Annotated in this window: 27 protein-coding genes and 2 pseudogenes; 22 read left to right on the top strand and 7 right to left on the bottom strand. The window is 68.0% G+C overall.

Annotated elements, in window-relative coordinates; genetic code table 11:
* The first annotated feature begins 76 nt into the window (after window positions 1–76).
* Window positions 77–1,057: an alpha/beta hydrolase gene (locus Aple_RS01870; protein WP_155342643.1), complete on the top strand. Its 981-nt coding sequence runs from the start codon at window positions 77–79 to the stop codon at window positions 1,055–1,057.
* A gap of 697 nt (window positions 1,058–1,754) precedes the next feature.
* Window positions 1,755–2,129 (top strand): hypothetical protein, encoded by a 375-nt coding sequence (locus Aple_RS01865; protein WP_155342642.1) that lies wholly within the window; start codon window positions 1,755–1,757, stop codon window positions 2,127–2,129.
* 13 nt (window positions 2,130–2,142) lie between these two features.
* Here Aple_RS01865 and Aple_RS01860 read toward each other — a convergent pair whose 3' ends face one another.
* From Aple_RS01860 to Aple_RS01850, 3 genes are read right to left on the bottom strand one after another with little or no spacing between them, the layout of a single operon-like run.
* On the bottom strand, window positions 2,143–3,189 hold the full coding sequence (locus Aple_RS01860; RefSeq protein ID WP_155342641.1) for an ABC-2 membrane transporter-related protein: 1,047 nt from the start codon (window positions 3,187–3,189) through the stop codon (window positions 2,143–2,145).
* Window positions 3,186–4,103: an ABC transporter ATP-binding protein gene (locus Aple_RS01855; protein ID WP_155342640.1), complete on the bottom strand. Its 918-nt coding sequence runs from the start codon at window positions 4,101–4,103 to the stop codon at window positions 3,186–3,188. Before Aple_RS01855 ends, Aple_RS01860 begins: the two co-directional genes overlap by 4 nt.
* On the bottom strand, window positions 4,100–4,597 hold the full coding sequence (locus tag Aple_RS01850) for a GntR family transcriptional regulator (protein WP_155342639.1): 498 nt from the start codon (window positions 4,595–4,597) through the stop codon (window positions 4,100–4,102). Before Aple_RS01850 ends, Aple_RS01855 begins: the two co-directional genes overlap by 4 nt.
* A 228-nt stretch (window positions 4,598–4,825) precedes the next feature.
* On the opposite strand from Aple_RS01850, the gene Aple_RS01845 reads away from it, so the two are divergent.
* Window positions 4,826–5,191 (top strand): carbamoyltransferase C-terminal domain-containing protein, encoded by a 366-nt coding sequence (locus tag Aple_RS01845; protein WP_170321233.1) that lies wholly within the window; start codon window positions 4,826–4,828, stop codon window positions 5,189–5,191.
* A gap of 56 nt (window positions 5,192–5,247) precedes the next feature.
* A complete protein-coding gene (locus Aple_RS01840; RefSeq protein ID WP_218038065.1) occupies window positions 5,248–5,712 on the top strand; it encodes an NUDIX hydrolase in 465 nt (154 codons plus the stop codon).
* Between the two features lie 32 nt (window positions 5,713–5,744).
* Here the strand turns inward: Aple_RS01840 and Aple_RS01835 are convergent.
* Together Aple_RS01835 and Aple_RS01830 are read right to left on the bottom strand one after the other, a co-directional pair.
* Window positions 5,745–6,893: pseudogene (locus Aple_RS01835) on the bottom strand (Tn3 family transposase); the annotation flags it as partial.
* Window positions 6,894–6,911: 18 nt separating this feature from the next.
* Complete coding sequence (locus Aple_RS01830) at window positions 6,912–7,709, bottom strand: NAD(P)H-binding protein (RefSeq protein ID WP_155342860.1); 798 nt, start codon at window positions 7,707–7,709, stop codon at window positions 6,912–6,914.
* A 79-nt stretch (window positions 7,710–7,788) separates the two neighbouring features.
* Between Aple_RS01830 and Aple_RS01825 the strand changes: the two genes are divergently transcribed.
* Window positions 7,789–8,298, top strand: coding sequence for a TetR/AcrR family transcriptional regulator (locus Aple_RS01825; protein WP_155342636.1), 510 nt, complete (start codon window positions 7,789–7,791; stop codon window positions 8,296–8,298).
* Between the two features lie 41 nt (window positions 8,299–8,339).
* Here Aple_RS01825 and Aple_RS56145 read toward each other — a convergent pair whose 3' ends face one another.
* Window positions 8,340–8,414 carry a helix-turn-helix domain-containing protein gene (locus Aple_RS56145; protein ID WP_218038085.1) on the bottom strand — a complete coding sequence of 25 codons (75 nt, stop codon included), beginning with the start codon at window positions 8,412–8,414 and terminating at the stop codon, window positions 8,340–8,342.
* Here Aple_RS56145 and Aple_RS55400 point away from each other — a divergent pair.
* The 3 genes and pseudogenes from Aple_RS55400 to Aple_RS53050 all read left to right on the top strand — a co-directional run.
* Window positions 8,383–8,610, top strand: coding sequence for an SDR family NAD(P)-dependent oxidoreductase (locus tag Aple_RS55400; protein ID WP_218038064.1), 228 nt, complete (start codon window positions 8,383–8,385; stop codon window positions 8,608–8,610). The genes Aple_RS56145 and Aple_RS55400 overlap by 32 nt on opposite strands.
* A complete protein-coding gene (locus Aple_RS54140; RefSeq protein ID WP_281361519.1) occupies window positions 8,580–8,984 on the top strand; it encodes an SDR family oxidoreductase in 405 nt (134 codons plus the stop codon). Before Aple_RS55400 ends, Aple_RS54140 begins: the two co-directional genes overlap by 31 nt.
* A gap of 280 nt (window positions 8,985–9,264) precedes the next feature.
* Window positions 9,265–9,444 (top strand): annotated as a pseudogene (locus Aple_RS53050) (Lrp/AsnC ligand binding domain-containing protein); the annotation flags it as partial.
* Window positions 9,445–9,451: 7 nt separating this feature from the next.
* Here the strand turns inward: Aple_RS53050 and lepB are convergent.
* Window positions 9,452–10,201: a signal peptidase I gene (gene lepB / locus Aple_RS01815; RefSeq protein ID WP_155342635.1), complete on the bottom strand. Its 750-nt coding sequence runs from the start codon at window positions 10,199–10,201 to the stop codon at window positions 9,452–9,454.
* A gap of 67 nt (window positions 10,202–10,268) precedes the next feature.
* On the opposite strand from lepB, the gene Aple_RS01810 reads away from it, so the two are divergent.
* The 14 genes from Aple_RS01810 to Aple_RS01745 all read left to right on the top strand — a co-directional run bounded on the left by Aple_RS01810 (window position 10,269) and on the right by Aple_RS01745 (window position 24,122).
* Entirely contained in the window at window positions 10,269–11,024 is a 756-nt protein-coding gene (locus Aple_RS01810; protein WP_155342634.1) for a GntR family transcriptional regulator, read from the top strand.
* Window positions 11,025–11,474: 450 nt separating this feature from the next.
* The gene (locus tag Aple_RS01805) at window positions 11,475–12,518 is read left to right on the top strand and encodes a BMP family lipoprotein (RefSeq protein ID WP_170321232.1); all 1,044 of its coding nucleotides are present in this window, start codon (window positions 11,475–11,477) and stop codon (window positions 12,516–12,518) included.
* A 10-nt stretch (window positions 12,519–12,528) separates the two neighbouring features.
* A complete protein-coding gene (locus tag Aple_RS01800) occupies window positions 12,529–14,073 on the top strand; it encodes an ABC transporter ATP-binding protein (RefSeq protein ID WP_155342632.1) in 1,545 nt (514 codons plus the stop codon).
* On the top strand, window positions 14,064–15,164 hold the full coding sequence (locus Aple_RS01795; protein WP_155342631.1) for an ABC transporter permease: 1,101 nt from the start codon (window positions 14,064–14,066) through the stop codon (window positions 15,162–15,164). The genes Aple_RS01800 and Aple_RS01795 overlap by 10 nt, the downstream gene beginning before the upstream one ends.
* A gap of 1 nt (window position 15,165) precedes the next feature.
* Window positions 15,166–16,266, top strand: coding sequence for an ABC transporter permease (locus Aple_RS01790; protein ID WP_155342630.1), 1,101 nt, complete (start codon window positions 15,166–15,168; stop codon window positions 16,264–16,266).
* Window positions 16,267–16,271: 5 nt separating this feature from the next.
* Window positions 16,272–17,171: an amidohydrolase family protein gene (locus Aple_RS01785; RefSeq protein WP_155342629.1), complete on the top strand. Its 900-nt coding sequence runs from the start codon at window positions 16,272–16,274 to the stop codon at window positions 17,169–17,171.
* Window positions 17,168–17,914, top strand: a complete 747-nt coding sequence (locus Aple_RS01780; protein WP_155342628.1) for a cupin domain-containing protein — start codon at window positions 17,168–17,170, stop codon at window positions 17,912–17,914. The genes Aple_RS01785 and Aple_RS01780 overlap by 4 nt, the downstream gene beginning before the upstream one ends.
* The gene (locus Aple_RS01775; protein ID WP_155342627.1) at window positions 17,911–18,438 is read left to right on the top strand and encodes a YbhB/YbcL family Raf kinase inhibitor-like protein; all 528 of its coding nucleotides are present in this window, start codon (window positions 17,911–17,913) and stop codon (window positions 18,436–18,438) included. Before Aple_RS01780 ends, Aple_RS01775 begins: the two co-directional genes overlap by 4 nt.
* 28 nt (window positions 18,439–18,466) lie before the next feature.
* Window positions 18,467–19,627 (top strand): FAD-dependent oxidoreductase, encoded by a 1,161-nt coding sequence (locus tag Aple_RS01770; RefSeq protein WP_155342626.1) that lies wholly within the window; start codon window positions 18,467–18,469, stop codon window positions 19,625–19,627.
* Complete coding sequence (locus Aple_RS01765; RefSeq protein ID WP_155342625.1) at window positions 19,621–20,532, top strand: MBL fold metallo-hydrolase; 912 nt, start codon at window positions 19,621–19,623, stop codon at window positions 20,530–20,532. Before Aple_RS01770 ends, Aple_RS01765 begins: the two co-directional genes overlap by 7 nt.
* Before the next feature lie 27 nt (window positions 20,533–20,559).
* The gene (gene pcaC, locus Aple_RS01760) at window positions 20,560–20,943 is read left to right on the top strand and encodes a 4-carboxymuconolactone decarboxylase (RefSeq protein WP_155342624.1); all 384 of its coding nucleotides are present in this window, start codon (window positions 20,560–20,562) and stop codon (window positions 20,941–20,943) included.
* Window positions 20,940–21,839 carry an NAD(P)-dependent oxidoreductase gene (locus Aple_RS01755; protein WP_218038061.1) on the top strand — a complete coding sequence of 300 codons (900 nt, stop codon included), beginning with the start codon at window positions 20,940–20,942 and terminating at the stop codon, window positions 21,837–21,839. Before pcaC ends, Aple_RS01755 begins: the two co-directional genes overlap by 4 nt.
* Window positions 21,836–23,266 (top strand): aldehyde dehydrogenase family protein, encoded by a 1,431-nt coding sequence (locus Aple_RS01750; RefSeq protein ID WP_155342623.1) that lies wholly within the window; start codon window positions 21,836–21,838, stop codon window positions 23,264–23,266. Before Aple_RS01755 ends, Aple_RS01750 begins: the two co-directional genes overlap by 4 nt.
* Window positions 23,267–23,312: 46 nt before the next feature.
* A complete protein-coding gene (locus Aple_RS01745; RefSeq protein WP_155342622.1) occupies window positions 23,313–24,122 on the top strand; it encodes a GMC family oxidoreductase in 810 nt (269 codons plus the stop codon).
* Window positions 24,123–24,176 lie beyond the last annotated feature (54 nt).

The raw sequence follows: 24,176 nt of genomic DNA, 5'->3' as shown, positions 1-24,176 counted from the left end.
CTTGCAGGGCGGTGTGATGTTGGTTACATTATCCGCAATCCGAAACCACATCTCGTATTACGAACGGATGTATGCGATGACCACGAGCTCCACTGCGTTCTCACACACGGTGTCCTCCGAAGGCCCCTCCCAAGGCAGGGTGTTCGCCGGATTCCACAACCTGGGGAGTGTCACGCCGACCAGCCCGGCCACGCCCCTCGTCGTCGCGATCCACGGCGGCGGCTATCACTCCACCTTCTTCGACCTGCCCGGCTACTCGCTCCTCGACCGGGCTGCGGCTTCGAACATCCCCGTCATCGCTGTCGACAGGCCGAACTACGGCAACAGCGACCAACTCGCGGTGGACGGCTCGATCTTCGATGCCAACGCACAGGCTCTCGACGACCTCATCGGCGAGCTGTGGGCGGCCCACGGCGAGGGAACCGCCGGCGTCTTCCTCATCGGCCACTCCATTGGCGCCGCGCTCTCCCTGCTCATCGCATCCAACGGGCCGACCTGGCCCTTGCTGGGTGTGGCGATGTCGGGCTGCTTGCTTCAGGAGCCGCCTGGGACTGCCGAGCGATGGGCGTCCCTTCCGATGAAGTGGCTTCCCTGCGACGGAGACATGCGCTTCCAGCTCATGTTCGGTCCCGCGGGCAGCTACGGCGACGACATGCCGGCCGCGGAGGCCGCATTCCACGGAGAGACGCCCGTCCTGGTGCAGGAGCTCATCGAGATCTCGGACGGGTGGGAGGAGCGCTTCCGCGCTGCGGCACCGTCGATCACCGTTCCCGTGCACGTGCGTCACGCACAGTACGACGCCTTGTGGATCTCCGATGAGGAGCAGGTGCAGCAGTTCGCCGACGCGCTGACGAACGCGCCCTTGGTGGACGCCGCCGTGTGGCCGGGGACCGGCCACGACATCGACTACCACACGAGCGGGGCCGCGTTCCAGGCCGAGCAGCTGGCCTTCGCCCTCCGCGCCGCCGGTCTGCCTGATGCACCGCTCAGCCAGGTCGGCGCCGTATCAGGCCCGCGTCCAGAACCAGGAGGCCAGCCAGTTGCTGGCGCGGCTTGATGCCTCGCGCCCTGGTGACCGGCCATCTGGAGGGGGATGCGACGCTGCCCACCTTGAGCACCTTGCACTTGGATGACACCGCTGCACTCTGGCTCCTGGCCCCTCCGCACAAAGCTATCGCCTGGGCCGCAACCTACGATCGCGCTTACCCTGAAGCGTTGGCCGACCTCGGCATCGCACCGGAGGTCTACGCCGACGCACACGCCTGGACCACGTGGCTGAACAGGCAGAAATAGGTCCGTCGGCACCGTGTGCCTACCACCATGCCGCCCACATGATCGGGACCCCTATCCGTTGTGGCTCGACGGTGATGGAATGATCACGGGCAAGAAGGCCAACCTGACAGACCGATACTGATCTCGCGACGTGTCCACCAAGAGGTAGTCCTGACGCAGATCCGGCTCAGTACTCGGTGCTGCCGATCGGAAAGTGATATGACCACGGAGCGCTTCGTCGGCCTTCTTAATGATCTCGCTGGGCCCTCCTTGAATGAACAAGATGAGAGCGGCTTTGGTGTCCCGCCACGCCGTGTAGCGCAGGAGTTGGCCGACCGCGTCGAGCAGTTTCTTCTGGCCATTCCACATCTTGCATTCACCGATGAAGACGTTTCGGTCTTTCCAGCTCAGGAGAATGTCCGTCTTACCGTCGCAGTTTCAGCTGCCGGTCAGCCCGACGGCCCGACTTTCGCGGGCCGGCGATGCCGACCTCGGGCTGGCAGGTCACCTTCTCCGCCGACCTGCAGCGCGTCCCCATGCCCGCCGGTCCCGCCAGAACCGCCTTCCCGAGCGGCTTCACCGGCGGCGCCTCACCCGGCCTGCTCAACGAGGTCTACCAGTGGGCCGAGGACAATCCCTCCCTGGTCCCCGGCGTCCCCGACCGCCAGCGCATCACCCTGCTGAAAGCCACCGTCGGTGGCATCCTCGGCCTGCCCATCGACTACTACGCGATGGTCGACATGAAGGACCCGCTATCCCGAGATTCTTCTCTGCGGCGAGATGCCCCCGGTCGTCTCCTTGCAGAGTATGCCGATCCAGCAGCGCCATGGTTCTGCCAGCCGCCGAGGGGCTGGTAGCGGGTGTCGGGCTTCAGGTCGTGCGGCGGCGGACCAACCAGACGGTGGTGGCGAGGAGTAGCAGGGACAGTGCGAGGAGCCAGCCTGCTTCGATCCATTGGAATGTCCAGAATCGGCTGGCTGGTTGGTAGGTGGTCACGTGTGTGAAGCCGTGTTGGACGAGGTATTGGATGGGGTCGAGGTTGGCTGGGGTGCCGGGGCCGGGTTGGAACAGTTCGGGGGTCACCGCTTGGACGTCGACGGGATGCAGAGCCCCGTCGATCATGGATAGGGTGGCTGGTTTGCCGTCCTTGGCCCATTGCTGAGTCATCACCCAGTCGGGGTTGGTGATGGTCGGGTCGGTGGTGACCACCGGTGCCTGGTAGTGGGCGCGGAGGTACGCGCCGGTCGTGAAGGCGAGAGCGGTCCAGGCGGCGAGGGTGGCGAACATCGCGGGGATGGCTCGGCGGATCAGTACACCGGTGAGGGCGCCGATCGCGAATGCGGCCAGTGCCCAGGCGGGAAACGCCAGCCCATGCATGTCGAACATGGTGGGAAACAGCGGGCTGCGGCGTCCCGGTCCGATGAGCGGCTGATAGCACCAGGAGAACAGCACGCCAAACGCCGCGGCTGCAGCGGTGACGGCGACGGCGAGGGGCACGAGCTTGGCGATGGTCCACCGTACTCGGCCGAAGCCTTGAGTGAAGGTGTAGCGGAAGGTGCCGGTCTCGAACTCCCTGGCCAGCAGCGGCGCTCCGGCGAAGGCTCCGATCAGTGGGGGCAGCACGTGCAGGAGTCCTGCGGTGATCCCGGCGCTGGTCATGTAGGTCTCGAGGAAATCCATGGTGACGCGCTGGCAGATGTCCGAGGGCACTGGCTGGCAGGAGGTCACTGCGGCGTGGGCGTGGTGCATCTGCAGACCGGTGATGAGCAGGTACATCGCCGCTGCGCCGAACAGGACGCCGACACCGGCCAGGGTGAGGCGGTGCTGTCGCCAGAAGACCCACGCCATCCGCCGCCAGGGCACGGGCCGCAGCGATGCTCCTGGTCCGGGCCGGGTGGACATGGTGAGTGTGGTCACTTCGTTACCTCCGTGGGCTTGCCGTTGTCGGTGCGGGTCGGGCCAGGCAGCGCCGCAGCGTCGGGCTCGCGCAGGTAGGCCAGGGTGAGTTCTTCCAGACCGACCAGCTGCGCTTGCCAGCCGGGCGGCACGGCGTCGGTGGTCGTGTTGGTCCGAACCAGGAGGTGGGCCTGCGCCTGGCCGCGCCGGGCATTGACGACGTTGAGCCGGTCGGCATACCGGTCGACGTCGGCGGTCGGGCCAGTCAGTACGCGGTGACCGGCGAGCAGGTCGTCGACCTTGCCGGCCACCTGGACCTGGCCGTGCGAGACCAGGACGAGGTAGTCGGCGACCCGCTCCAACTCGGTCAGCACATGCGACGACAGCACCACGGATATGCCCTCGTCGGCGACCGCGGTCATCACCGTGGCCATGAAGTCGTGCCGGGCCAGCGGATCCAGCATCGCCATCGGTTCGTCCAGCACGAGCAAGTGCGGACGCCGGGCCAGCGCCAGGGTCAGCGCGAGCTGTGCCCGCTGCCCGCCGGACAGCTTGCCGGCCTTACGCTCCAGTGGGATGCCCAGCTCGCCCAGGCGGGCTTGGGCGTATTGCTGGTCGAAGCGCCGGTTCAGGTTGCGGGTCAGGTGCAGCATGTCGGCGGCGGGCATGTTCGGGTACAGAGGCGTCTCCTGGGCGACGAACGCGATGCCGTCCAGTGCGGCCGGGGACCCGGCCGGTCGGCCACCGAGCACCGCGACGGTGCCCGCGGTCGGGTCGGCTAGGCCGACCGCGAGATTGAGCAGGGTGCTCTTGCCCGCCCCGTTCGGGCCGACCAGCGCGACGACGTGCCCGGCGGGAATCGCCAACGTGCACTCGCGCAGCGCCCAGGTGCGGCCGTAGCACTTGCCCAGCCCCCTGGTTTCAATGACGTTCACGCGACGCCCTTCCTCTTGTTGTCTGCCGCGCCGCGGCGCCTGCCAAGGCGATGGTCGGCAACAGGGCGGCCTTCACGGAAATCCCGCAACACGCTGGTGAACAGTGCCACCATGCCGTCCTCGTCCAGCCCGGCCGTGTCGGCCGTGGCCAGCCAAGCAAGCAGGGTACGGCGAAGCCCGGCCAACTCCGGCAATGTGACCTGGCTGAGCGTGGCCTCGATGAAGGTGCCTTGGCCGGGCCGGCCGGCCGCCAGACCCTTCGTCTCCAACTCCCGGTACGCCTTGAACACCGTGTTCGGGTTGATGGCCAGCGACGCGACCACGTCTCTGATCTTGGGTAGCTGGTCGCCCGTGGCGAGGTAGCCAAGCCGCAGCGCGTGCTCTACCTGCTGCACCAGTTGCAGGTAGGTTGGCACGCCAGAAGACGGGTCGAGCCGGAACTCGATCGGCGACCCGGACACCTGCGGGCCAGCCTCCGAATCTGCATCGCCCATCCGGCTGTTCCCTTTTTCTATCTCCATAGAACAAGATAACAGCAGGTGATCACGGAATTGTCAAACGCCAGGTGAAAGCATGCGGGACTCGCGACCGCCCGCTCCTGAAATGGGAACGCCGGAACAACAGCAAGGATCACCGAGGCGGAGTTGGGGCGTGATGCTGGCAGGAGTCGTTGATCAAGTGGTCTGTATTGAGGACTGCTGGCTGGATCGTGGTCACTCGGAGTGGTCGTTGGGGGCGTAGCGGTTCCAGGTTCCGCCCACGTCGGCGGCGACTCTGCGTCGCCGCCGACAAGGTGCGCCGCCTGCCCGCCCTGGCCGGGTACTTCGCCCCGCCCGCCGCCTCCGACCGCGGGCGTCGTCCACGTCGACCACACCGCCCGCGTCCAAACCGTCGACCGCGCCGCCGCGCCCGAATTCGCCGCCGTGATCGAGCACTTCCGCCAGATCACCGATGTCCCCGTCGTGCTCAACACCAGCTTCAACGACCAAGAGCCCATCGTGGAGACCTCCGCCCACGCCCTGGCCACCTTCCAAGCCTGCGATCTGGACGCCCTGTGCATCGGGGATTACCTCGTCGAAAGGGCCTGAGTGAGTCACTGATTGAGTCGCTGAGCGCGTAGGGCTGAGCTGCAACAATGAATCCCATGATGGCCCCACCGCTGCGGCCAGCGGCCCGCGTGATCGCACTGGACGACGATGACAACGTGCTGCTGCGCTACGACGAAAACGGCGGATTCTGGGCCACCCCTGGAGGGTCCCTCGACTCCGGGGAGGACTACCCGACCGCGGTCCGCCGCGAGCTACGCGAAGAACTCGGCGTCGATGACGCGCAGGTACGCCTGGGCGCGCAGATCGCCGAACGCAGCAAGATCCACCAGGTCGGCGGCCACGACGTCCGCCAGGTGGAGAAGTACTACCTCGCGCACCTCGCCGCCACCGCGATCAACCCGGCCCGAGCCACCCAGCCCGACACCACCCGCGCCCGCCGCTGGTGGACCCTCGACGAACTACGCGACACCCGCGAGACCATCTACCCCCTCGGCCTCGCCAACCTGATCGCCGAGATCCGCGCCGCCGGAGTGCCGGATACGCCGGTCGTCCTGCGCTGACGCGCGCGGCTGCGGGGTGTCGGCCACGGGCGTCAGTCCTCGTCGTCCCCGTCGTGGGACGCGTCGGGGTCGCGAAGGTCGCGGATCGCGCCCGGAGCCAGATCCGGCAGAAGGAAACTGTAGGTCCCGCGCACACCCAGGTGCTGGCGGACGAATGGCGACAACCGGGCCATGTCCTGCTCGCGAACCGGATAGCCCTGCGCCTTGAGCTGGGCAACGGCGGCGTCCAGGTACACCGTCGTCCACAGAACAACGCAATTCAAAACAAGTCCCAGAACACCGAGCTGGTTCTCCAGGCCGCGTTCATAGCGGTGATGGAGCTCGCCCTTCCTGCCGTGGCAGATCCTCCTGGCCAGGTCATGGCGGCCTTCTTGCAGGTTGCGAATGTGCTTGATGTCGCGCCGGTAGGTCTCGTCGACGTCGATGTAGGCCAGGATGTGCAGCGACTTGAAGATCCGGCCGTAGGCGGCGATCGCCTCCCCGAGTGCGGTGGGGTGGCCGTCGCGCTGCAGCATGGTGATCACGTCGTAGGCGCGGACCGTGCCGGTGTAGATGGAAGCGACCACGCGCAGGATGTCGTCCCAGTTCCTGCGGATCTTCCGCAGGTCGATCTTGCCTCGGGCGAAGGTGTTCAATGGGCCGTAGTCGGCGTCGGGGCTGATCCGCCAGCCCTTCTGGTCGGGCAGGTCTGCCAGCGCGGGCCGATAGGAGATCCCCAGCAGCTCCAGCAGACCGAAGACGATGTCGCTGTAGGAACCCGTGTCGGACACCACGATCTCCGGCAGCTCCCCGCCGTCCAACCCAAAGATCACATCGACCATGTGCAGGGAGTCGCGCACCGTCCCCGACACCACCTTCGCGCCTCGTCCCACTCCCTGATCATTTATGGCGTTGAGCCAGGTCATTCCCCGTTTGGAGCCGAAGAACTTTCGGTTGGGGCGGGCGAACACCGACGGGACCGGGACCACGAACCGCATCCCGTCGACCGCGGCCACCAAGCCGCCACCCCACGCCTGCGCGAGCCTCAGCCCGGCCTGCCGCTGCACCAGCGGCACGTTGGCCAGGCTGAGAGTCTCCGGCCGGAAGTAGTTCTGAAACACATGGGACAGCCGTGAGCGTTCCAGCGCGGGAACGCCCTTCTTGGCGATCGGCCGATACCCCACGTTCATCGAATGCGCGACAAGGCACGCCGCGCACGTCTACCCAAGGAACTCCCGCAGCGAACGCGGTTGGCGACCCAAGATGTCGGCCACGGTCGTCGTCGTGCTCGCCCAGCGCCCATCCCCGATCTGCGACATGAGTTCGGCTAGGTCACGAGCCGCATGGGCGGGCATGCCGCGTTTTTCCAAGTGCACGGCGGCTTCCTCGACCGACAGGTCCACGTAACGCACCGTCCGGCCGAGTGCTCGGGTGAGCTCGGCGGCGACCTCGTCATGCGTAGGCGCCACCGGCCCGGTGAGCTCGTAAGTGGCATCGGCCCCGACGGGACGCGTGAGCAGCACGGCCGCGACCGCCGCGATGTCACGCGCGTCGATGTAGCCGACCCTGCCCCTGCCGTACGAGCCGAGGATCCGCCCCTCCTCGTCGACGTCGCCCGCGAGATTCTGCATGAAGCCGACCGGTGCCAGGATCGACCACGGCACTCCCGAAGCCTTGAGATGGTCGTCGACCTGCCCATGCATGCCGAACCCGAGCAGGCTGCTCGACGTCACGCCGCGCACGGAGACGGTCACCACCTGCGCCACGCCTGCGGCCACCGCCCGATCGATGACCGCCTGGTGCGCTCGCACGAAACCCGGCCACTGCGCGCTGTTGAGAAAGAGCCGGTCACCCGGCTCGATCGGGATGCTCTCCGGCCGCTCCAGATTGCCGACCACATAGTCGCATCCCAGTTCCTCGCCCTGTTCCGCGCGCCGTACCACGGCTCGCGCCGCACCGCCCAGTTCCTCGATCAGCGCACGCCCGATCGTGCCTGTCGCACCCGTCACCACGATCATCACGCAACCTCCTAAGCGGAATGTCGGCTTCCTGTTCTATACTAAGCGGAAGGCTGTCGTCCACTTAAGGGAGAGTTCAATGCGCGCCGATGCCCGCCGCAATCGGGACAGAATCCTGGAGGCGGCACGCGACGCGGTGGCCGAGCGTGGCACGGACGCGCCGATGGAGCTGATCGCCCGCCGGGCCGGCGTCGGCGTCGGCACGCTCTACCGGCGATTTCCCGACCGCAGCGTGCTGCTGGCCGCCCTGGCGGAGCAGTACGTTCACGAGCTCATGGACGCCCTCGACCGTGCCGTGGCGGCCGAGCCTGACGCGTGGGTGGCCATTCGCGCCTTCGTCGTCCACAGCGTGGGGAAGAGCCGCGGCGCCATCGCGGCCGCGCTGGCTGGGACCTCCGCGCCGCAGGCGAGGCAGGCGCTGATGCGGCAACTCGACGAGCTGGTACGGCAAGCGCAGGCGGACGGTGCGATGCGTTCAGATGTCGGCACCGGCGACCTCCTGGAACTGCTCAACGTGTTCGCCTGCCACCCAGGCGTCATCCCAGAGCGCTTCCTCCCCCTCATACTCGACGGCCTGGGCCGGCGTTAGCCTTGCCGCCGTAGCAGGTGATCGGGACAAGCGCGCTCCTCCTAGGAGGAGACTGGCTTGTCGGGGTCAAGGTGGCGGTATACCGTGGCGCGGCTGACGCCAAGCCGGTCAGCGATCTGCTCAAAACCTCATCCGCGGCTGACGGGAACCGTTCACACGGCGGCGGAAGCGATCCGGAAAGCCGGCGGCAACGCCCTGCCATGGGTTGGCGACGTTCGCTCCGACGAGAGCATCGCCGCAGCCGTCCAGGCCGGTGCCGAAATGTTCGGCGGAATCGACATCTGCGTCAACAATGCAGCGTCCTGGACCTGAGCCCAACGGCGCAGCTCACGAGCAAGGCGTACGACCTCATGCAGGACGTGAACGTCCGCAGGACCTTTATGCTTTCGCGCGCGTGCCTGCCGCACCTCAAGCGGGCGCCGGACCCGCACATCCTGACGCTCAGCTCGCCGCTCAACCTGAGCAATCGGTGGCTGGGCGCGCACCCGGGCTACATGCTGGCCAAATTCGGCATGACGTTGGCGACTCTCGGCTTGGCCGCCGAATTCGCGGCTGACGGCATCGCCGCGAACTGCCTGTGGCCGCGAACGCTCATCGCCACCGATGCCGTCGCCAATATTCTCGGCGGCGACGAGAGCATGCGCCGATCTCGCTGGCCGGAGATCATGGTGCTGCCGCCTATGTGATCCTGACCGGCGGCGGGACCGGCCAGGCCCTGGTCGACGACGTCCTGGGAAGAGCCACCGGAGCGTGGCCGCCCCCGCCGTTCCGGTGCGGACGAGGCCATCCTCAAGGCAAGTCGCGAGCTGATGTTCGAGCACGGCTACGCCGGCTTCTCGATGGACGAAGTGATCGTCAGCGACATGGTTTTCGGCCCCTTCCTCTACCGGATACTCATCGGCGATTACGAACTGAACGACTCCCTCGTGAACGCGATAGTCGAGGGAGTCATCAAGGTGTTCGGAGACCCAGGCCGTGTTCACCATCGCGGGCGATTCCGACGCCCTTGTCTGGCTCCGCGTACGGGATCTCGGCCACCTCCAGAACACGATCGACGCGATCCGCAGAAACCATCGCGTCACCGGCACCAGGACGCTGATCGTCCTCGACTCATGGGCACGCGGCGAGCTGTGGTCCGACCGGTGACCACCCCCTACTTGACGGTGGTGAGGTCAGCGATTCCGACGATGTTGGACACCGGGATGGTGGGATCCTCGGCCTGGTGACTGCGCGAGTCGAGAGCAAGGTGGCGGTTGTCCCCTTGAACCCAGACGCGTCCCTTGGGAACGGTCAGCGGGCCGAACGTCACCAACGAGGCGGGAGGCTCCTTGATGTAGGGCTCCTCCAGGGGTTGCCCGTCCAGGACGATCCGCCCTTGATCGTCACAGCACTCGATAGTGACCCCTGGAACACCGATGACTCGCGAGATATAGACGCTGTCCTTGTCCCACGACTCCGGAGCTCGGAAAAGAATGACGTCACCGAGTTCGGGAGCGAAATCGTCCCTGGGCTTGGCGGCCATAACGTGACCGCCCGCCTTAATTGTGGGCTCCATGGCTCCGCTTGGGATGGTATAACCCCGGCGCCCGACGACTCTGTCGGCCAGGCCGCATCCCGCAACCAGGGAAAAGAAAACCACTACCGACAAAATATATAACCCATAACGTTTCATCATGGCATTATCGAGGGTAGGCAGGATTCCGATAGCTCGGGCCCCGTCACAATCTCGTCGCGGGCCGCGCCCTCCCGCGCGCGACGTGACCGATCTCACGACCTGCGATCCATCCGCCGGAAACCGGTAGTCGCCGGCACGATCAGCGAATTCCACCACGTCCCTCGACCGCAGCTCAGGGCGCGTAACAATATAGGACTTCACCACCGGTTGCCGCAGGTTCTCGATCACGGCAGCTCAACTGGTATGGTAGAAGTCGGTTCGTTGGTCGGCGCAATGAGGAACGGGGCTCAGTTGCATGGCGAGGTCGCAGTCGAGTGGCGGCGGCACCGGGTCGCGCCAGAAGCCGCAAAGCGCAGCCACCGCGTCAGCGAACTCGTTGTCCGTCAATGGTCTGGACGGCGGGTCGATGAAGGACGCGATCGCCCGGCAGCTTCGGCAGGACATAGCCTCTGGCACGATCGCGTACGGGGAGAAGCTCTCCGAGGCGCGCCTGGCTCAACGGTTCGGCGTGAGCCGGATGCCGGTGCGGGAGGCGTTGAAAGAGCTTGAGAGCGCCGGGTTCGTCACCATCGAGCGCCGGCGCGGCACGTTCGTCAAGCGCCTTAGCCGCCACGAGATACTCGACCTGTTCGAGGTCCGGGAGGCCGTTGAAGGCATGGCGGCCAAACTGTGCGCCAACCGCGCCAACAACGAGATCGTCGCTCTGATCGACGAGGTGATGGTGGAGATGGCGGCGGCCGCGCAGGCGGGGGACACCGATGGTTACAGCGCGACGGACGAGCGTTTACACCAACTGATCGTCAAGGGGGCGAGCAACGAACGCCTGACGGATCACTACCGTCTGCTCGTCCACCAGCTTCATCGAGGGCTGCTGTCGTCGATCGTCACCCGCCGCGAAGGGCGGATGGAGAGGTCGCTGGCGGAACACCGGGCGATAGTCCTGGCTATCCGGGCCCATGACGCCGATGCGGCGGAGAGTGCCATGAGGGCGCACGTCCAGCAGGGACGTCTCGAGCTGGCCGATGAGGTCAGCGTCAAGTTCGCCCTCTGATCTTCCGGAGGCGGCGCGGCTCGCACCTCCCAAATGGTGGGAGGCACGAGCCGCGCCGCCTCCGTTGACTTTCGCCGGTCCCGTCGGCGACCACGGGCGCGGCCGAACCCTGAGAACCGTCCCGGGCTGAGCCGACCGGCGGCTCGCGCCCGCAACCTCGCCAGTCTTGCACGTCTGGAATGTTACAAGCGTGACCTACAACTGACATGTTAGATAGGTACGAGCGCTCGGCGTACAGGCCCTTCGTGAAGTCGTGTCTCGCACGATAACCCTTGGAGAACGCGGCCAGGCCAGAGTCTTGACAACTAGTATGGTAGATGGAAATCTGGCGACACCATACAGGCCACATGGTGCTGGTAACTCCCAAACTGACATACCAGTTTCTACCAGCGTGCCCCCCGTACCTAGCTCATGTCTCGCCCGACGTACCGGGCGTTGGAAAGGGTCACCATGCGCACCAGGATCCCCCTCACCTCAGCCGCCACCGCCCTGACCCTCACACTCGCCGCCTGCGGTAATTCCACAGCGGCCGGCAACAGCGCCGACCCGGCGAGTGGGACGCTGTCGATCGGATTCATCTCCCAGGCCCCCCGCAACGACAGCGGATTCACCCAGTACGGCCTGGCCGGGGTGAACGCGGCCATCGCCGCGCAGAAGAACCTGAAGCTCTCCTCCATCGTCGACAACGTCTCCAACTCCCAAGAGCAGATCAAGGGCCTGCAGACGCTGGCCGCCGGCAACGCGATCGTCGTGGCCAACGGGGCGTCGCTCAACAAGGCCGTGCAGGTCGTCGCACCGAAATTCCCGAAAGTCAGGTTCATCCTGGTCGCGGCGCACACCGAGTCGTTCGCCGACAACGTGACCTCGGTCGACGCGGCTGTCGGCTACGACGCCATCGTCGTCGGCGCCGTCGCATCGGCACTGTCGCGGTCGAAGAAGCTCGGGATGATCGCGGGACTGCAGGTTCCGGCCTCCGCCAGCTGGTACTACGGCATGGTTCAAGGCGCCGGGCTCGACACGTCGGGCGCCAAGGTGACGCAGACCTACACAGGCGACTACAACGACGTCGGCAAGGCGAAGCAGGCCGCCGAAGCGATGATCGCGACCGGCGTCGACTCGATCCTGTCCGACCTGGACAGCGGCTCCCAGGGCGTCTACCAGGCGTCCGACGCCGCGACCTCGGCCGTGGACGTCTACCAGGTCTTCGGCCTGGACTGTAAGGCCGGCAAGAACATCGTCGGCTCCGGCGTGGTCAGCTGGTCGGCGATCCTGCAGGACGCGGTGACCGACGCGGCGGCCGGAAAACTCCCCGCCGGGGCGATCAGCTACGGCCTGGCCAAGGGCGCGGTCAAGTTCGAGTTCTGCCCGGGCAAGGCGACGCCCGCGGCGCAGGAGCTCGCCGACAAGGTGACCAAGCAGCTGATCAGCAACGAGATCACCCCGGCGACCGACGTCCTGCTGCCGAAGCCGCCCTACGCCTACGCGCAACGCTAGGCCGCCCGCGATGGCCAACCGAGCTCAAACCCCGGCTATTCGCCTCAGCGGTGTCACCAAACGCTTCGGCGCCTTCACCGCGAACGAGCGCGTCGACCTTGACATCAACCGCGGCGAGATCCATGCGCTGCTCGGCGAGAACGGCGCCGGGAAAACGACCCTGATGCGCATCGTCACCGGCCTGTACCAGCCCGACGAGGGCGAGGTGCAGATGGACGGAGAAACGATCCGGTTCAGAAAGCCCGAGCACGCCCTGCGCGCCGGAATCGGCATGGTGCACCAGCATTTCACGCTCGTGCCCACGCTCACCGAGCTGCAGAACCTGGCGATGCGCCCGGCGCGCATCCCGTGGGGCAACGCGACGGCGGACGTACGCCGGCGCTCGGAAGAGATCGCGGCCACGACGGGCCTGCGGATCAACCCCGACCGCATGGTGGCCGACGCGTCCATCGGGGAGCGTCAGCGTCTGGAGATCGTCAAGCTGCTCTGCCGAGGCGCCCGGATCCTGATCTTCGACGAGCCGAGCGCCGCGTTGAGCCCCGGCGAATGGGACGAACTGGCCGCGCTCATGCGACGCCTGGCGGCGGAGGGGCACGCCATCGTGCTCATCTCCCACAAACTCACGGAAGTGTTCGCCGTCGCCGACCGCTACACCGTCCTTCGGGCCGGAGCCGTCGTCGGCACCGGGCTCGTCACGGAGGTCACCCCGGACGAGCTCGTGACGATGATGGTGGGCGGCCCGGTCACGGAGCGGCCGGTGAGGGCGCACGTCAACCCGGGCCGGCCCGTGCTCACCGTGCGCGGGCTGGGAGTGGCGCGTGACCCACTCGACCCGAAGAGCCCGCCGGCCCTGAGCGGGATCGACCTCGAGGTCCGCGCCGGCGAGATCCTCGGCATCGCGGGCGTGGCGGGCAGCGGTCAGAACGAACTGGTCGAGGCGGTGATGGGAGTCCGGCCGGCGCTCCGCGGCCGGATCGAGCTCGACGGCAAACCGTTCGAGGATCGTACGCCCAGGCGGTTCTACCAGTCCGGCGGCGCCCTCATTCCCGAAGACCGGCACCACGTCGCGATCGTCTCCGGCATGACCCTCTGGGAGAACATCACGATGCGAGCCCTGCGGCGGCCGCCACTGAGCCGCCGGGGCATCCTGAACCCCGCCGCGGCACGCGGCGAGGCGCGGCGGCTGATGGCCGAGTTCGACATCCGGGCCGACACGGAGAAGATCCCGATCGGCCGCCTGTCCGGTGGGAACCAGCAGAAAGCCGTACTGGCGCGAGAGTTCACCGGCCACCCGGCGCTGCTCATCGCCGTGCAGCCGGTGCGCGGCCTCGACGTCCGTGCCACCGACTTCGTCTACCGGCAGCTCGGCGAGCACCGGGCCCGGGGCGGAGCGATCCTGCTCATCTCCATGGATCTCGACGAGATCCTCGCCCTGTCCGACCGGATCGCCGTCCTGGCCCACGGGCGGATCCAGGGGGTCGTGGCGGCCGAGGACGCGACGAGAACACGCATCGGCGCCCTCATGACCTCCGCGGAGGAGGCCCCATGCTCATGAGACAGCACCTGCCGCGCGTGCTGGTCACGGCGGGGGTGGTCGTCATCGCGGCCCTGATCGCCTCGTTGATCCTGCTCGCGAGCGGAGTCGCGCCGGTGGACGCCCTCGCCGCCTTCTGGGAGGGCACCTTCGGCAACGGGACGAACGCCGGGACGACGCTCACCCAGGCCGTACCGTTGCTGCTGGTCGCGCTGGGCTGGATCGTGGCCACCCGCGCCGGGCGCCTGCACGTCGGCTACCCCGGGCAGGTGATCGCCGGCGGCGCGCTGGCGACGGCGATCGGCCTGAACTGCGGTGGCCTGCCCGGACCCCTGGCCGTTCTGGTGACCGCTCTCGCCGGAATCGCCGGCGGCGCGCTGTGGGCCGGGCTGACGGCCTGGCTGTGGGCGTCGCGGGGAGTGCTGGAGATCATTTCCTCGCTGCTGCTCAACCTCGTCGCCATCCAGGTGGCCGCCTGGCTCGTCCGTGGCCCCCTGCAGGGCACGGCGAGCCAGGAGCCCCAGACGGCGAACTTCCCGCCGTCCACGATCTGGCCCAGCGTTCCCGCCCTCCCCGGTCAGACCCTGTCCTATGACGTCGTGCTGCTGCCGATCTGCGCCGTCATCGTGGTGCTGCTGCTGTCACGGACCGTCTTCGGGTTCGGGCTGCGGGCGTCCGGCGGCAACGCAGAGGCGGCTCGCTGGTCGGGCATCGACCCCAAGCGCGGCGAAGTGGTGGCGATCCTCATCTCCGGAGGCTTCGCCGGCCTGGCCGGAGCGGCCCTGCTCTTCGCCGGGACCGCTCCCTGGATGAGCGACGGCTTCGAGGCCGGGGTCGGCTTCAACGGAATCGCGGTCGCGCTGCTGGCGGGGAACTCGCCGGTCTTCGCGATCCTCACGGCCGTCGTCTTCTCGGCGTTGAACGTCGGAGGAACGGCGTTGCAGGCCACCCTGGACGTCCCGTCGTCATTGGCTGAGGTGTTGCAGGGCGCGGTGATCGTGCTCGTGCTGCTGGCCGCCGTTCTGGCCAGACGACGCAGGGAACAGGCGCCGGCGCCCCAACCGGCCGCCGCTACGAAGAGCCTCGCGCTCGTGGGCACCGAGGAGGTGTGACATGGGGATCTTCGATGTCGCGTTTCTCGTCTCCGCGGTCACGATCGCCGCGCCGATCCTGCTCGCCGCCACCGGGGAGCTCGTCTCCGAACGCGCCGGCGTGCTGAACGTGGGGCTGGAAGGCGTCATGCTGACCGGCGCGTTCGGGGGTTACCTCGTGATGTGGGAGACCGGTTCGCTCGTCCTCGGGTTCGTCGGAGGCATGATCGCCGGCCTGCTGTTCGCCGCCGTCATGGCCCTGCTCTCGATCGAGGCGAAGGTCGACCAGATCGTGTCGGGCATCGCGCTGACCCTGCTCGGCTACGGCCTCACCGCGTTCCTCAACGAACGGTTCCTCGTTCCGGCGCGGACCTTCGATCCGCTGCCCCGGCTCGCCATCCCCGTGTTGAGCGACATCCCGGTGATCGGCCCGGCCGTGTTCGACCAGGACGCGTTCATCTATGCCACCGCGATCCTGATCATCCTGGTTGCGTTCGCTCTCGGCCGTACAACCTGGGGCATCAACCTCAAGGCGGTGGGCGAAAGCCCGGTTTCGGCCGACGCGGCCGGGGTCGGCGTCCGCGGGATGCGATGGGCCGCCGTGCTCTTCTCCGGCCTCTGCGCCGGGGCGGCCGGCGCCTACCTGTCCATCGGCGACGTCGGGGTGTTCCGCGAGGGCATGACCGGCGGCCGGGGCTACCTCGCCATCGCCGCGGTGCTGTTCGGCGGCTGGCGACTGGCGGGGCTGGGGATCGCGGCGACGATCTTCGCGGTCGCCGACGCCACCCAGCTCAGGCTGCAGGCCATCGGTGTCATCCCCCGCGAGGTGTGGGTGGCCGTGCTGATCCTCGTCGTGCTCGGGATGGCGCTCGGCCGGATGCGGCGCGGCGCGGGCGCCGCGCGTCTCGCCTCCGGGCGGCTCACGGGCATCGAGGTCGCGGGGCTCGCATCAGTCGCCATCCTGCTCGCCCTCGTCATCGTTTCCCCGTCCATCACGTTGCCGGTGCCCCTGTGGCTCGCGATGCCCTACCTCCTGGCGCTGGTCGCTCTCGGCACCGAGGGGAAGCGGCGGCACAGAGCCCCCACGGCACTGGCGGTTCCATATCTGCGAAGTGAGGTCTAGCGGCCATGATCACCGATGTACACACGCACTTCTGGATCCCGGACCATCAGCGATCACCGTGGACCGACGGCCTCGGTCGCGTCTCCACCCGCCTGGCCGCGGACTCCATTGACCGTGTGACCGTCGAGTCGTACTGGCGGCAGGTTGCCCCCGCCGAGCGGACCATCGTGTTCGGCCTGCAGGCGCAGGCGTCGGGAATCATGGTTCCGAACGACGCCGTGGCCGCTTTCGTGCGCGAGGTCGGCGGCCAGACCGTGGGATTCATGTCGGTGGACCCGACGCGACACGACGCGGTGGACGAGATCGAGCGGTGCCACGCCGACCTGGGATTGTGCGGCATCAAACTCGGCCCGATCTATCAGGGCACCTCGCCGCTGAACCCGCTGACGATGCGGGTCTTCTCGGCCGCCGAGCGGCTCGGCCTGCCCGTGATGATCCACCAGGGGGCGATCTTCGCCAACGCCGGCCGGCTCGTCGACGCCAACCCGTTGCTGCTGGACGACGTCGCGATCGCGTTCCCCGAGCTGCGCATGGTCATCGCCCACATGGGTCACCCGTGGGTGCACGAGACGGCGATCGTCATGCGGCGCAATCCCAATGTGTACGCCGACACCTCCGCGATCGCGACCCGGCCGACGGTCCTGGCCACCGCGCTGTCTGCGGCCAAGGAGTACGGCGTGCTCAAGAAGGTCCTCTTCGGCAGCGACTCGCCGATGGTCTCAGCCGAGAGCGCGGCCGCCGCGCTGACGCGCATCGTCGCTCGCATGCAGCACATCGCCCACACGCCCATCACCGAGGAGGAGCTGCACGCGATCATGCACCGCCCCTCCTTCGAACTGCTCGGGATTCCCAAGCCCGCCGAACCCGAGCTCGTCCCTTCCGTCCGCAGAGGAACACAACCATGACCGTGAATCCGTCCGTCTTTCTCGATGCCGAGCAGGTGCTGGCAGGACCGCTTCCCGAAGAGGTGTCGATGGAGCCGATCATCGACGGAGTGCCCTTCGCGTACGAGAGGACGCTTTTCGACGGCGCCGACGGCTTCTTCGCGGTCTGGGCCTGCGACGCGGGGGTGTTTCCCCGGGTCAAGGACAAGCGCGGATCGTTCATGTACATCATCTCCGGCGAGGCCACGATCACCGACCAGGACGGCACGTCGCACGAGCTGACCGCGGGCAGCGTGCTGGTGCTGCCGTTCGGCTGGGTGGGCACCTGGCACATCCGGGAGACGATCCGCAAGGTCTATCTCCACACCAGCCCGGCTCCCCCGCTGCCGGAGAACGTCGTCCCGTCCGCGTTCATGCCCGCCGCCCGGGTGCTCGACGGGCCGCTGCCGGACGAGGTGCCGATGGAGCCGGTGACCACCGGCGCGCGCACGGCGCAGGAGGCCGTGGTCTTCGACGGACCGGACGGCTGCTGCGCCGTCTGGGAGTGCGAGCCCGGCGTGTATCCGCGGGTCAAGGACAAGCGCGGATCGTTCATGTACATCATCTCAGGCGAGGCCACGATCACCGACCAGGACGGCACGTCGCACGAGCTGACCGCAGGCAGTGCGCTCGCGCTTCCCCACGGCTGGGCGGGCACCTGGGACATCCGCCGCACCATTCGCAAGGTTTACGTCCACAGCACACCCCGACAGGACACCGCATGATCAACGACGACCCCTACGCCTCAGTCACTCCCGCCCCGGCGCTCGAGGTACGCAGCGACGACCTTCGCCACGGAGCGGAGATGCCGCTGATCTTCCGCGATCCGCAGATCGGCGGCGCCAACACCTCACCCCACCTGACCTGGAGCGGGTTCCCGGTGGAGACGAAGAGCTTCGCGGTCAACTGCTACGACCCTGACGCACCGACCGGAGTCGGTTTCATGCACTGGGCGGTGGCCAACATCCCCGCCGAGGTGACGTCGTTGCCGACCGGCGCCGGTGCCCTCGGCGGGTCGCTGCCCGCCGGATCGCTGACGCTTCCGAACGATCTACGAATGCGCCAGTACATTGGGCCCAACCCGCCGCCCGGGTCCGGCCGTCACCGCTACGTCTTCATCGTCCACGCGGTCGACGTACCCCAGCTGGACATCGACGCCGACCTGACTCCTGTCGTGCTCGGCTTCAACCTGCACTTTCATACTCTGGCTCGCGGCAGCCTGACCGTCTGGGCAGACGCAGTCGACTGAACATTCTCAGCCCCCGGGAGGCACTGACATGACAACACCACGGAAGCCGACCCGTCACGCCGAGGTCGCCGGGGCCGGTTTCGCCGGCCTGACCGTGAGCATCGCGCTGGCGCGGCGAGGCTGGAGCGTTCGCCTGCACGAGCAGAACGACGAGGTTCGCGACTTCGGAGCCGGCATCCTGCTGTGGCGCAACGCGATGCTCGCCCTCGAGGTCATCGGCGTCGCCGAGGCCATCCGCGACAACGGCGTGCGGCCGCAGTACTACGAGACGAACCTGGACGGTGTCTCGGTCTCGGCCGAGCTGCTCGGCTACCCGTACTGGGCGATCACTCGGCCGAAGCTGCACGCCCTGCTGGCCGACGCCGCCCGGGCCGCGGGCGTCGAAATCGTCACCGGATCGCGGGCCGTCGGCGCCGACCCGGCCGGCGTGCTGATCATGGAGGACGGCGGCGGGCTGGAAGCGGATCTCGTGATCGGTGCCGACGGCGCCGGGTCGGTGGTCCGCAACTCCCTCGGCGACCTGGCTCAGGAGCGCAAGAAGTACTCCGACGGCGTGTGCCGGGTGCTGATACCGCGCCCAGAGGAGTTCCGCGGCGAGCAGTGGGACCGCGTGGTCGACTTCTGGACACTGGGGCCGGACGCGATGCGCATCCTGTTCATCTCGACCGGGCCGGAGACGATCTACCTCGGGATGATGGCGGAGACGAGCAACGAGCGCGCCTCGCGGATCCCGATCGACGTCGAGGCGTGGTCGGAGCGCTTTCCGCAGCTGGCGCCGATCGTCGAGCTAGCCGGCAAGGCCGAGGGCGGGCGGCACGACAGTTACCAGACCACCCGGGTCACCCCGTGGTCGACCGGGCGCGCGGTGCTCGTGGGCGACTCGGCGCACTCCATGTGCCCCGCCCTGGGCCAGGGAGCCAGCGTGGGCATCGTCAACGCCGTCGACCTGGCCCACGCCCTCGACCAGTACGACGACATCGGCCAGGCCCTCGCCGAGTGGGAGCGGCGCGAACGCCCGATGACCGACGGCGCGCAGTCGCGCAGCGGCTACATGGCCGAGACTCGCACGCTGGCCAGGGGGAACGGTTTCACTCCGGAGCTGTTGGAGACGGCGAACTTCGTCTCGGCCGCCGTCTCGCCGGAGCTGGCGGCGCTCTACCCGGTGCCCGAGGCGAACCGGTCATGGTGACTTGCCCGTCCGTCGTCCTCGGCGACGTCGAGATAGCCCGCGTACAGGAGTACGCGGGTCCGAACCCGGCCACGCCGTCGTTCCTCTTCCCCGACAGCGACCCCGGCTACTGGGACGGCAACACGAGCTGGCTCGACCCCGACTTCTACGACGCGACCAGCGGCACCCTGCGCTCGGTGCTGCACACCTGGCTCATCCGCAGCCAGGGGACGGTGATCCTCGTCGATACCGGTGCCGGCAACGGCAAGGAACGTCCGTACGCGCCCGTGTACGCGCATCACGACACCGCGTACCTGGAGAATCTCCGCGCGGCCGGGGTGACGCCGGAGGACGTCGACATCGTGATCAACACGCATCTGCACGTCGACCACGTCGGATGGAACACCCGGCTGGAAGGGCGCGACTGGGTGCCCTCGTTCCCCAACGCCCGGTACCTGGTACCTGAGCCGGATTTCCTCTACTGGGATCCCGTTCGCATGCCCCGGCCGCCCGGCGACGGCAACCAGAACGTCTTCGAGGACAGCGTCCTGCCGGTGCGCCGGGCCGGACTGATCGACCTGTGGAACGGCGAGCACCGCATCAACTCGGAGCTCGTCCTGCAGGAGGCTCCGGGCCACACGCCGGGCTCCGCCGTCCTGCGGCTGGACTCGAAAGGCGCGGGCGCGCTCTTCGTGGGCGACATTCTCCACTCACCGGTGCAGATCATGTCTCCCGACGTCAACAGCTGCTTCTGCGAGGACCCGGCCATGGCGCGAACCACACGCCGCCGGCTGCTCGCCGAGGCGGCAGACCGCGACCTGCTCGTCTTCCCCGGGCACTTCGGCGGCGGCTCGGCCTGCCGGGTGGATCACAGCGGTACCGACGCCTTCGTCATCCGCGACTGGGCCGACTTCGCCCGAATCTGATCGCCAACTCTCCACCAGGAGCACAGCATGAACAAGGACCTCTACGACGCCGGGCTCGCCGTACGACGCCAGGTGCTCGGCGACGCCCACGTCGACGCCTCCCTCGCGGCGGCGACCGACTTCACCCGCGACATCCAGGAATACGTCACTCAGTATTGCTGGGGCGACCTGTGGAACCGGCCGGGACTCAGCCGGCAGGAACGCAGCCTCATCAACCTGGCCATGATCACCGCGCTCAACCGCTCCCACGAGTTCAAGGCGCACGTCCGCGGCGCCCTCAACAACGGCGTGTCCCGCGAGAAGATCAAGGAGGTGCTGATGCAGAGCGCCTTCTACTGCGGCGGACCGGCGGCGCTGGAGGCTTTCCGCCTGGCCGCGGAGGTCTTCGAGGCGATGGACGCCGAGCGGTGAGCATTGACCGCGTTGGCTTCATCGGCCTCGGGAACATGGGAGCGCCGATGGCGGCGCACCTCGCTGACGGCGGCTACCGGCTGACGGTCATGGACGCGGCATCCGGCGCGGTGGACGCCTTCGTCGCCGGACACCCGGCGGCGGAGGCGGCGGCCGGGCCCGAGGCGTTCGCGGGGGTTCAAGCCCTGATCCTCATGCTGCCGAACTCGGCGATCGTGGAGGAAGTGCTAGAGGGAGACATCGAGGGAGACGGGGTGGCCGACGCCCTTCCGCCCGGGTGTCTCGTCATCGACATGAGCTCCTCCGAACCGCTGCGTACTCGAGCACTCGCCGCACGCCTGCACGCCAGAGGGCTCTCCATGCTGGACGCGCCGGTGTCCGGCGGTGTCCGGGGCGCCAAGGCGGGGACGCTCTCCGCGCTCGTCGGCGGGCCCCAGGACGAATTGGCGCGGGCGACCCCGTTGCTGCGGGCCATGGCCCGCACCATCGTCCCTGTCGGCGACATCGGATCGGGCCACGCGGCAAAGGCGCTGAACAACCTGGTCTCGGCGGCCACCATCTCGATCACCGTCGAGGCGCTGGCCCTGGGCGAGTCCTTCGGCATCTCGCCGGAAACGATGACGCACGTGCTCAACAGCTCGTCGGGCCGAAGCAACACCAGCGAGAACAAGGTGTCCCAGTTCATGACGAACGGCAGCTTCGACTCCGGCTTCTCGCTGCGGCTGATGTCCAAGGATGTGGACATCGCGGTCGATCTGGCGCGGGCGCTGAGCCGACCCGCCGAGATCGCCGACGGGGTGGCACGCCAGTGGCGGCGCATCGCGGGCACCGCGCCACCGCAGGCCGACCACACCGAGATGTACACGCTACTGACCGAGGCGGGGTCCACACGATGAGCGCACCACTGCTGCACTGGATCGACGGCAAGGCGGTGCCGTCCGCCGGCGGCACCACGCGGGCCGGCACCAACCCGTCGACCGGCGGCCCGGGAGCCGAGGTGAGCCTGGGCACCGCCGACGACGTGGACTTCGCCGTACGAGCCGCGCACGGTGCCGCCAAAGGCTGGCGGCACACGGGTTCGCTCGACCGCGGCCGCATTCTCGCGGCCATCAGTCGCCGGCTGCTGGCCGACCTCGACGAACTCGCCGCGATGGAGAGCGCCGACACCGGCAAGCCCCTCGCCCTGTCGATGGCCGAGATCCGCGGAGCCGCCGAGTATTTCGAGTTCTACGCTGCCCTGGTCAACCTGCCGGTCGGTGAGGTCCTCGACATCCAGCCGAACCTGCACGTGTACACGCTGCGGGAGCCGCTGGGCGTGGTGGGCGTGATCACGCCCTGGAACCTGCCGCTCAACCAGGCGGCCCGCGCCTGCGCGCCCGCGCTGGCCGCCGGCAACACCATCGTGGCCAAACCCGCGGAGTCGACCTCACGCACCACCGTCGCCCTGGCGCGGATCGGCAGTGAAGAGGGGCTGCCGCCGGGAGCGTTCAACGTGGTGCTCGGCCAGGGCAGCGAGGTGGGCACCGCGATCGTGCGGCACCCGCTGGTGCGCAAGGTCGCGTTCACGGGTTCTGTGCCGGTCGGGCAGGAGATCGGCCGGATCGCCGCCGATCGCATTCTGCCGCTGACCCTGGAACTCGGCGGCAAGTCGGCGAACATCGTCTTCGCCGACGCCGACCTGGAGTTCGCCGCGTCCGAGGCGGTGCGGGCGTTCACCACCAACGCCGGTCAAGTCTGCTCCTCGGGCACGCGCCTGCTGGTCCAGCGCGAGATCCAGGAGCGGTTCACCGCGGCCGTGGTGGCCGCCACCAGGAAGCTGCGCCCGGGCCACGAGGTGGGCCCAATGATCACCCGCGGACAGTGGGAGACCGTGCGGAGGTACTTCCGGATCGCGGCCGAGGAGGGCGCCACCGCGGAGGTCGGCGGCGGGGTGCCCCTCGACTCCGAGCTCGCCGCAGGGTTCTACGTCGAGCCCACCGTCTACTCCGGCGTGACCAACGACATGCGCATCGCCCGCGAGGAGATCTTCGGCCCGGTCGTCGTCATCATCCCGTTCGAGACGGAGGACGAGGCGGTGGCCCTGGCCAACGACTCGGACTTCGGTCTCGTGGGCGGCGTGTTCACCTCGGATATGTCCCGGGCCATCCGGGTGGCGGAGTCGATCGAAGCCGGACAGGTGTACATCAACTCGTGGTCGACGCAGTCGGTGCAGATGCCTTTCGGCGGCCACAAGCACAGCGGCTACGGGCGTGAGAAGGGCATCGAAGCCCTCAACCACTACTCCCACATCAAGAGCATCAGCATGCGCCTGACGGGCCGATAGGCCCGCGGTTCCCCCCCATCCGGGGCTCCATGAGGAAGGCACAGACATGACCGACGGGCAGTTCGCCCCCACCGTTCACGACGACATCGAGCTGGCGCGGAGGATGCTCATCGGCGGCGAATGGGTCGGCGCGCTCAGCGGCAAGACATTCCCGGTGTACGGCCCGGCCGACGGGCGGGTGATCGTCGAGGTGCCGGCCGGTGACGCGGCGGACGTCGATCGCGCGGTGGCGGCGGCGCGCGGACCGCTGCCCCCGCCGTCCGGCAACCTCGGGGAGGCGACCCTGCTGCTTGACAGCGAGCCGGGACGCGCGTCGGCCGACCTGCAGATCGTGTTCATCCATGTGCCCTTCACCAACCCGTGGCAGGCGGCCCCGGAGCACGGCTACACCTTCGGTGTCGGGCACATGCGCCCGGCGAGCAGGGGGTCCCTGACCCTCGCGAGCCCAGACCCGAAAGTCCCGCCGCTGATCGACTTCCGCTACCTCCATGAGGGTCACGATCTGCGTGCCCTTGTCTCGGGCGTACGTCACGCGCTCGAGATCAGCGAGACAACGGCATTCGACGAATGGCGGGGTGGCAGGCATCCGCTCGTGGGCGCCGACGACGAGAGGATCGCCGCATTCGTACGGGATGCGGTGCAGTCTTACGGTCACGCCGCCGGCTCGTGCCGGATGGGAGTCGATTCGTTGTCGGTCGTGGATCCGGAGCTTCGCGTTCAGGGCCTTGCGGGCCTGAGGGTGGCCGACGCCTCCGTCATGCCGGAGATCGTCTCTACCAACACCAACGCGGCGGCTGTGATGATCGCGGAAAAGGCCTCCGATCTCCTGCGAGGGTTGACCTCGGCCAGCGCGTAAACGCTCTCCTGCACCTGCGGCTCAGAACTCGTGCACCGCGCGGACCGTCCGGGA

Origin of the sequence: Acrocarpospora pleiomorpha (genome assembly GCF_009687885.1) — a bacterium.
Classification (GTDB): domain Bacteria; phylum Actinomycetota; class Actinomycetes; order Streptosporangiales; family Streptosporangiaceae; genus Acrocarpospora; species Acrocarpospora pleiomorpha.
The sequence above is the reverse complement of the archived record's forward strand: the minus strand, read 5'-3'. Positions and strand labels throughout refer to the sequence as shown.

Coding starts and splice junctions, on each gene's coding strand:
- Aple_RS01840 (WP_218038065.1), top strand. CDS start 5,248: ATGATGGCCCCACCGCTGCGGCCAGCGGCCCGCGTGATCGCACTGGAC.
- Aple_RS01785 (WP_155342629.1), top strand. CDS start 16,272: ATGATCACCGATGTACACACGCACTTCTGGATCCCGGACCATCAGCGA.
- Aple_RS01790 (WP_155342630.1), top strand. CDS start 15,166: ATGGGGATCTTCGATGTCGCGTTTCTCGTCTCCGCGGTCACGATCGCC.
- Aple_RS01775 (WP_155342627.1), top strand. CDS start 17,911: ATGATCAACGACGACCCCTACGCCTCAGTCACTCCCGCCCCGGCGCTC.
- Aple_RS01825 (WP_155342636.1), top strand. CDS start 7,789: ATGCGCGCCGATGCCCGCCGCAATCGGGACAGAATCCTGGAGGCGGCA.
- Aple_RS01780 (WP_155342628.1), top strand. CDS start 17,168: ATGACCGTGAATCCGTCCGTCTTTCTCGATGCCGAGCAGGTGCTGGCA.
- Aple_RS01850 (WP_155342639.1), bottom strand. CDS start 4,597: ATGGGCGATGCAGATTCGGAGGCTGGCCCGCAGGTGTCCGGGTCGCCG.
- Aple_RS01745 (WP_155342622.1), top strand. CDS start 23,313: ATGACCGACGGGCAGTTCGCCCCCACCGTTCACGACGACATCGAGCTG.
- Aple_RS01805 (WP_170321232.1), top strand. CDS start 11,475: ATGCGCACCAGGATCCCCCTCACCTCAGCCGCCACCGCCCTGACCCTC.
- Aple_RS01795 (WP_155342631.1), top strand. CDS start 14,064: ATGCTCATGAGACAGCACCTGCCGCGCGTGCTGGTCACGGCGGGGGTG.
- Aple_RS01830 (WP_155342860.1), bottom strand. CDS start 7,709: ATGATCGTGGTGACGGGTGCGACAGGCACGATCGGGCGTGCGCTGATC.
- Aple_RS01800 (WP_155342632.1), top strand. CDS start 12,529: ATGGCCAACCGAGCTCAAACCCCGGCTATTCGCCTCAGCGGTGTCACC.
- Aple_RS01750 (WP_155342623.1), top strand. CDS start 21,836: ATGAGCGCACCACTGCTGCACTGGATCGACGGCAAGGCGGTGCCGTCC.
- Aple_RS01765 (WP_155342625.1), top strand. CDS start 19,621: ATGGTGACTTGCCCGTCCGTCGTCCTCGGCGACGTCGAGATAGCCCGC.
- Aple_RS01865 (WP_155342642.1), top strand. CDS start 1,755: ATGCCGACCTCGGGCTGGCAGGTCACCTTCTCCGCCGACCTGCAGCGC.
- Aple_RS01810 (WP_155342634.1), top strand. CDS start 10,269: ATGGCGAGGTCGCAGTCGAGTGGCGGCGGCACCGGGTCGCGCCAGAAG.
- Aple_RS01870 (WP_155342643.1), top strand. CDS start 77: ATGACCACGAGCTCCACTGCGTTCTCACACACGGTGTCCTCCGAAGGC.
- pcaC (WP_155342624.1), top strand. CDS start 20,560: ATGAACAAGGACCTCTACGACGCCGGGCTCGCCGTACGACGCCAGGTG.
- Aple_RS01770 (WP_155342626.1), top strand. CDS start 18,467: ATGACAACACCACGGAAGCCGACCCGTCACGCCGAGGTCGCCGGGGCC.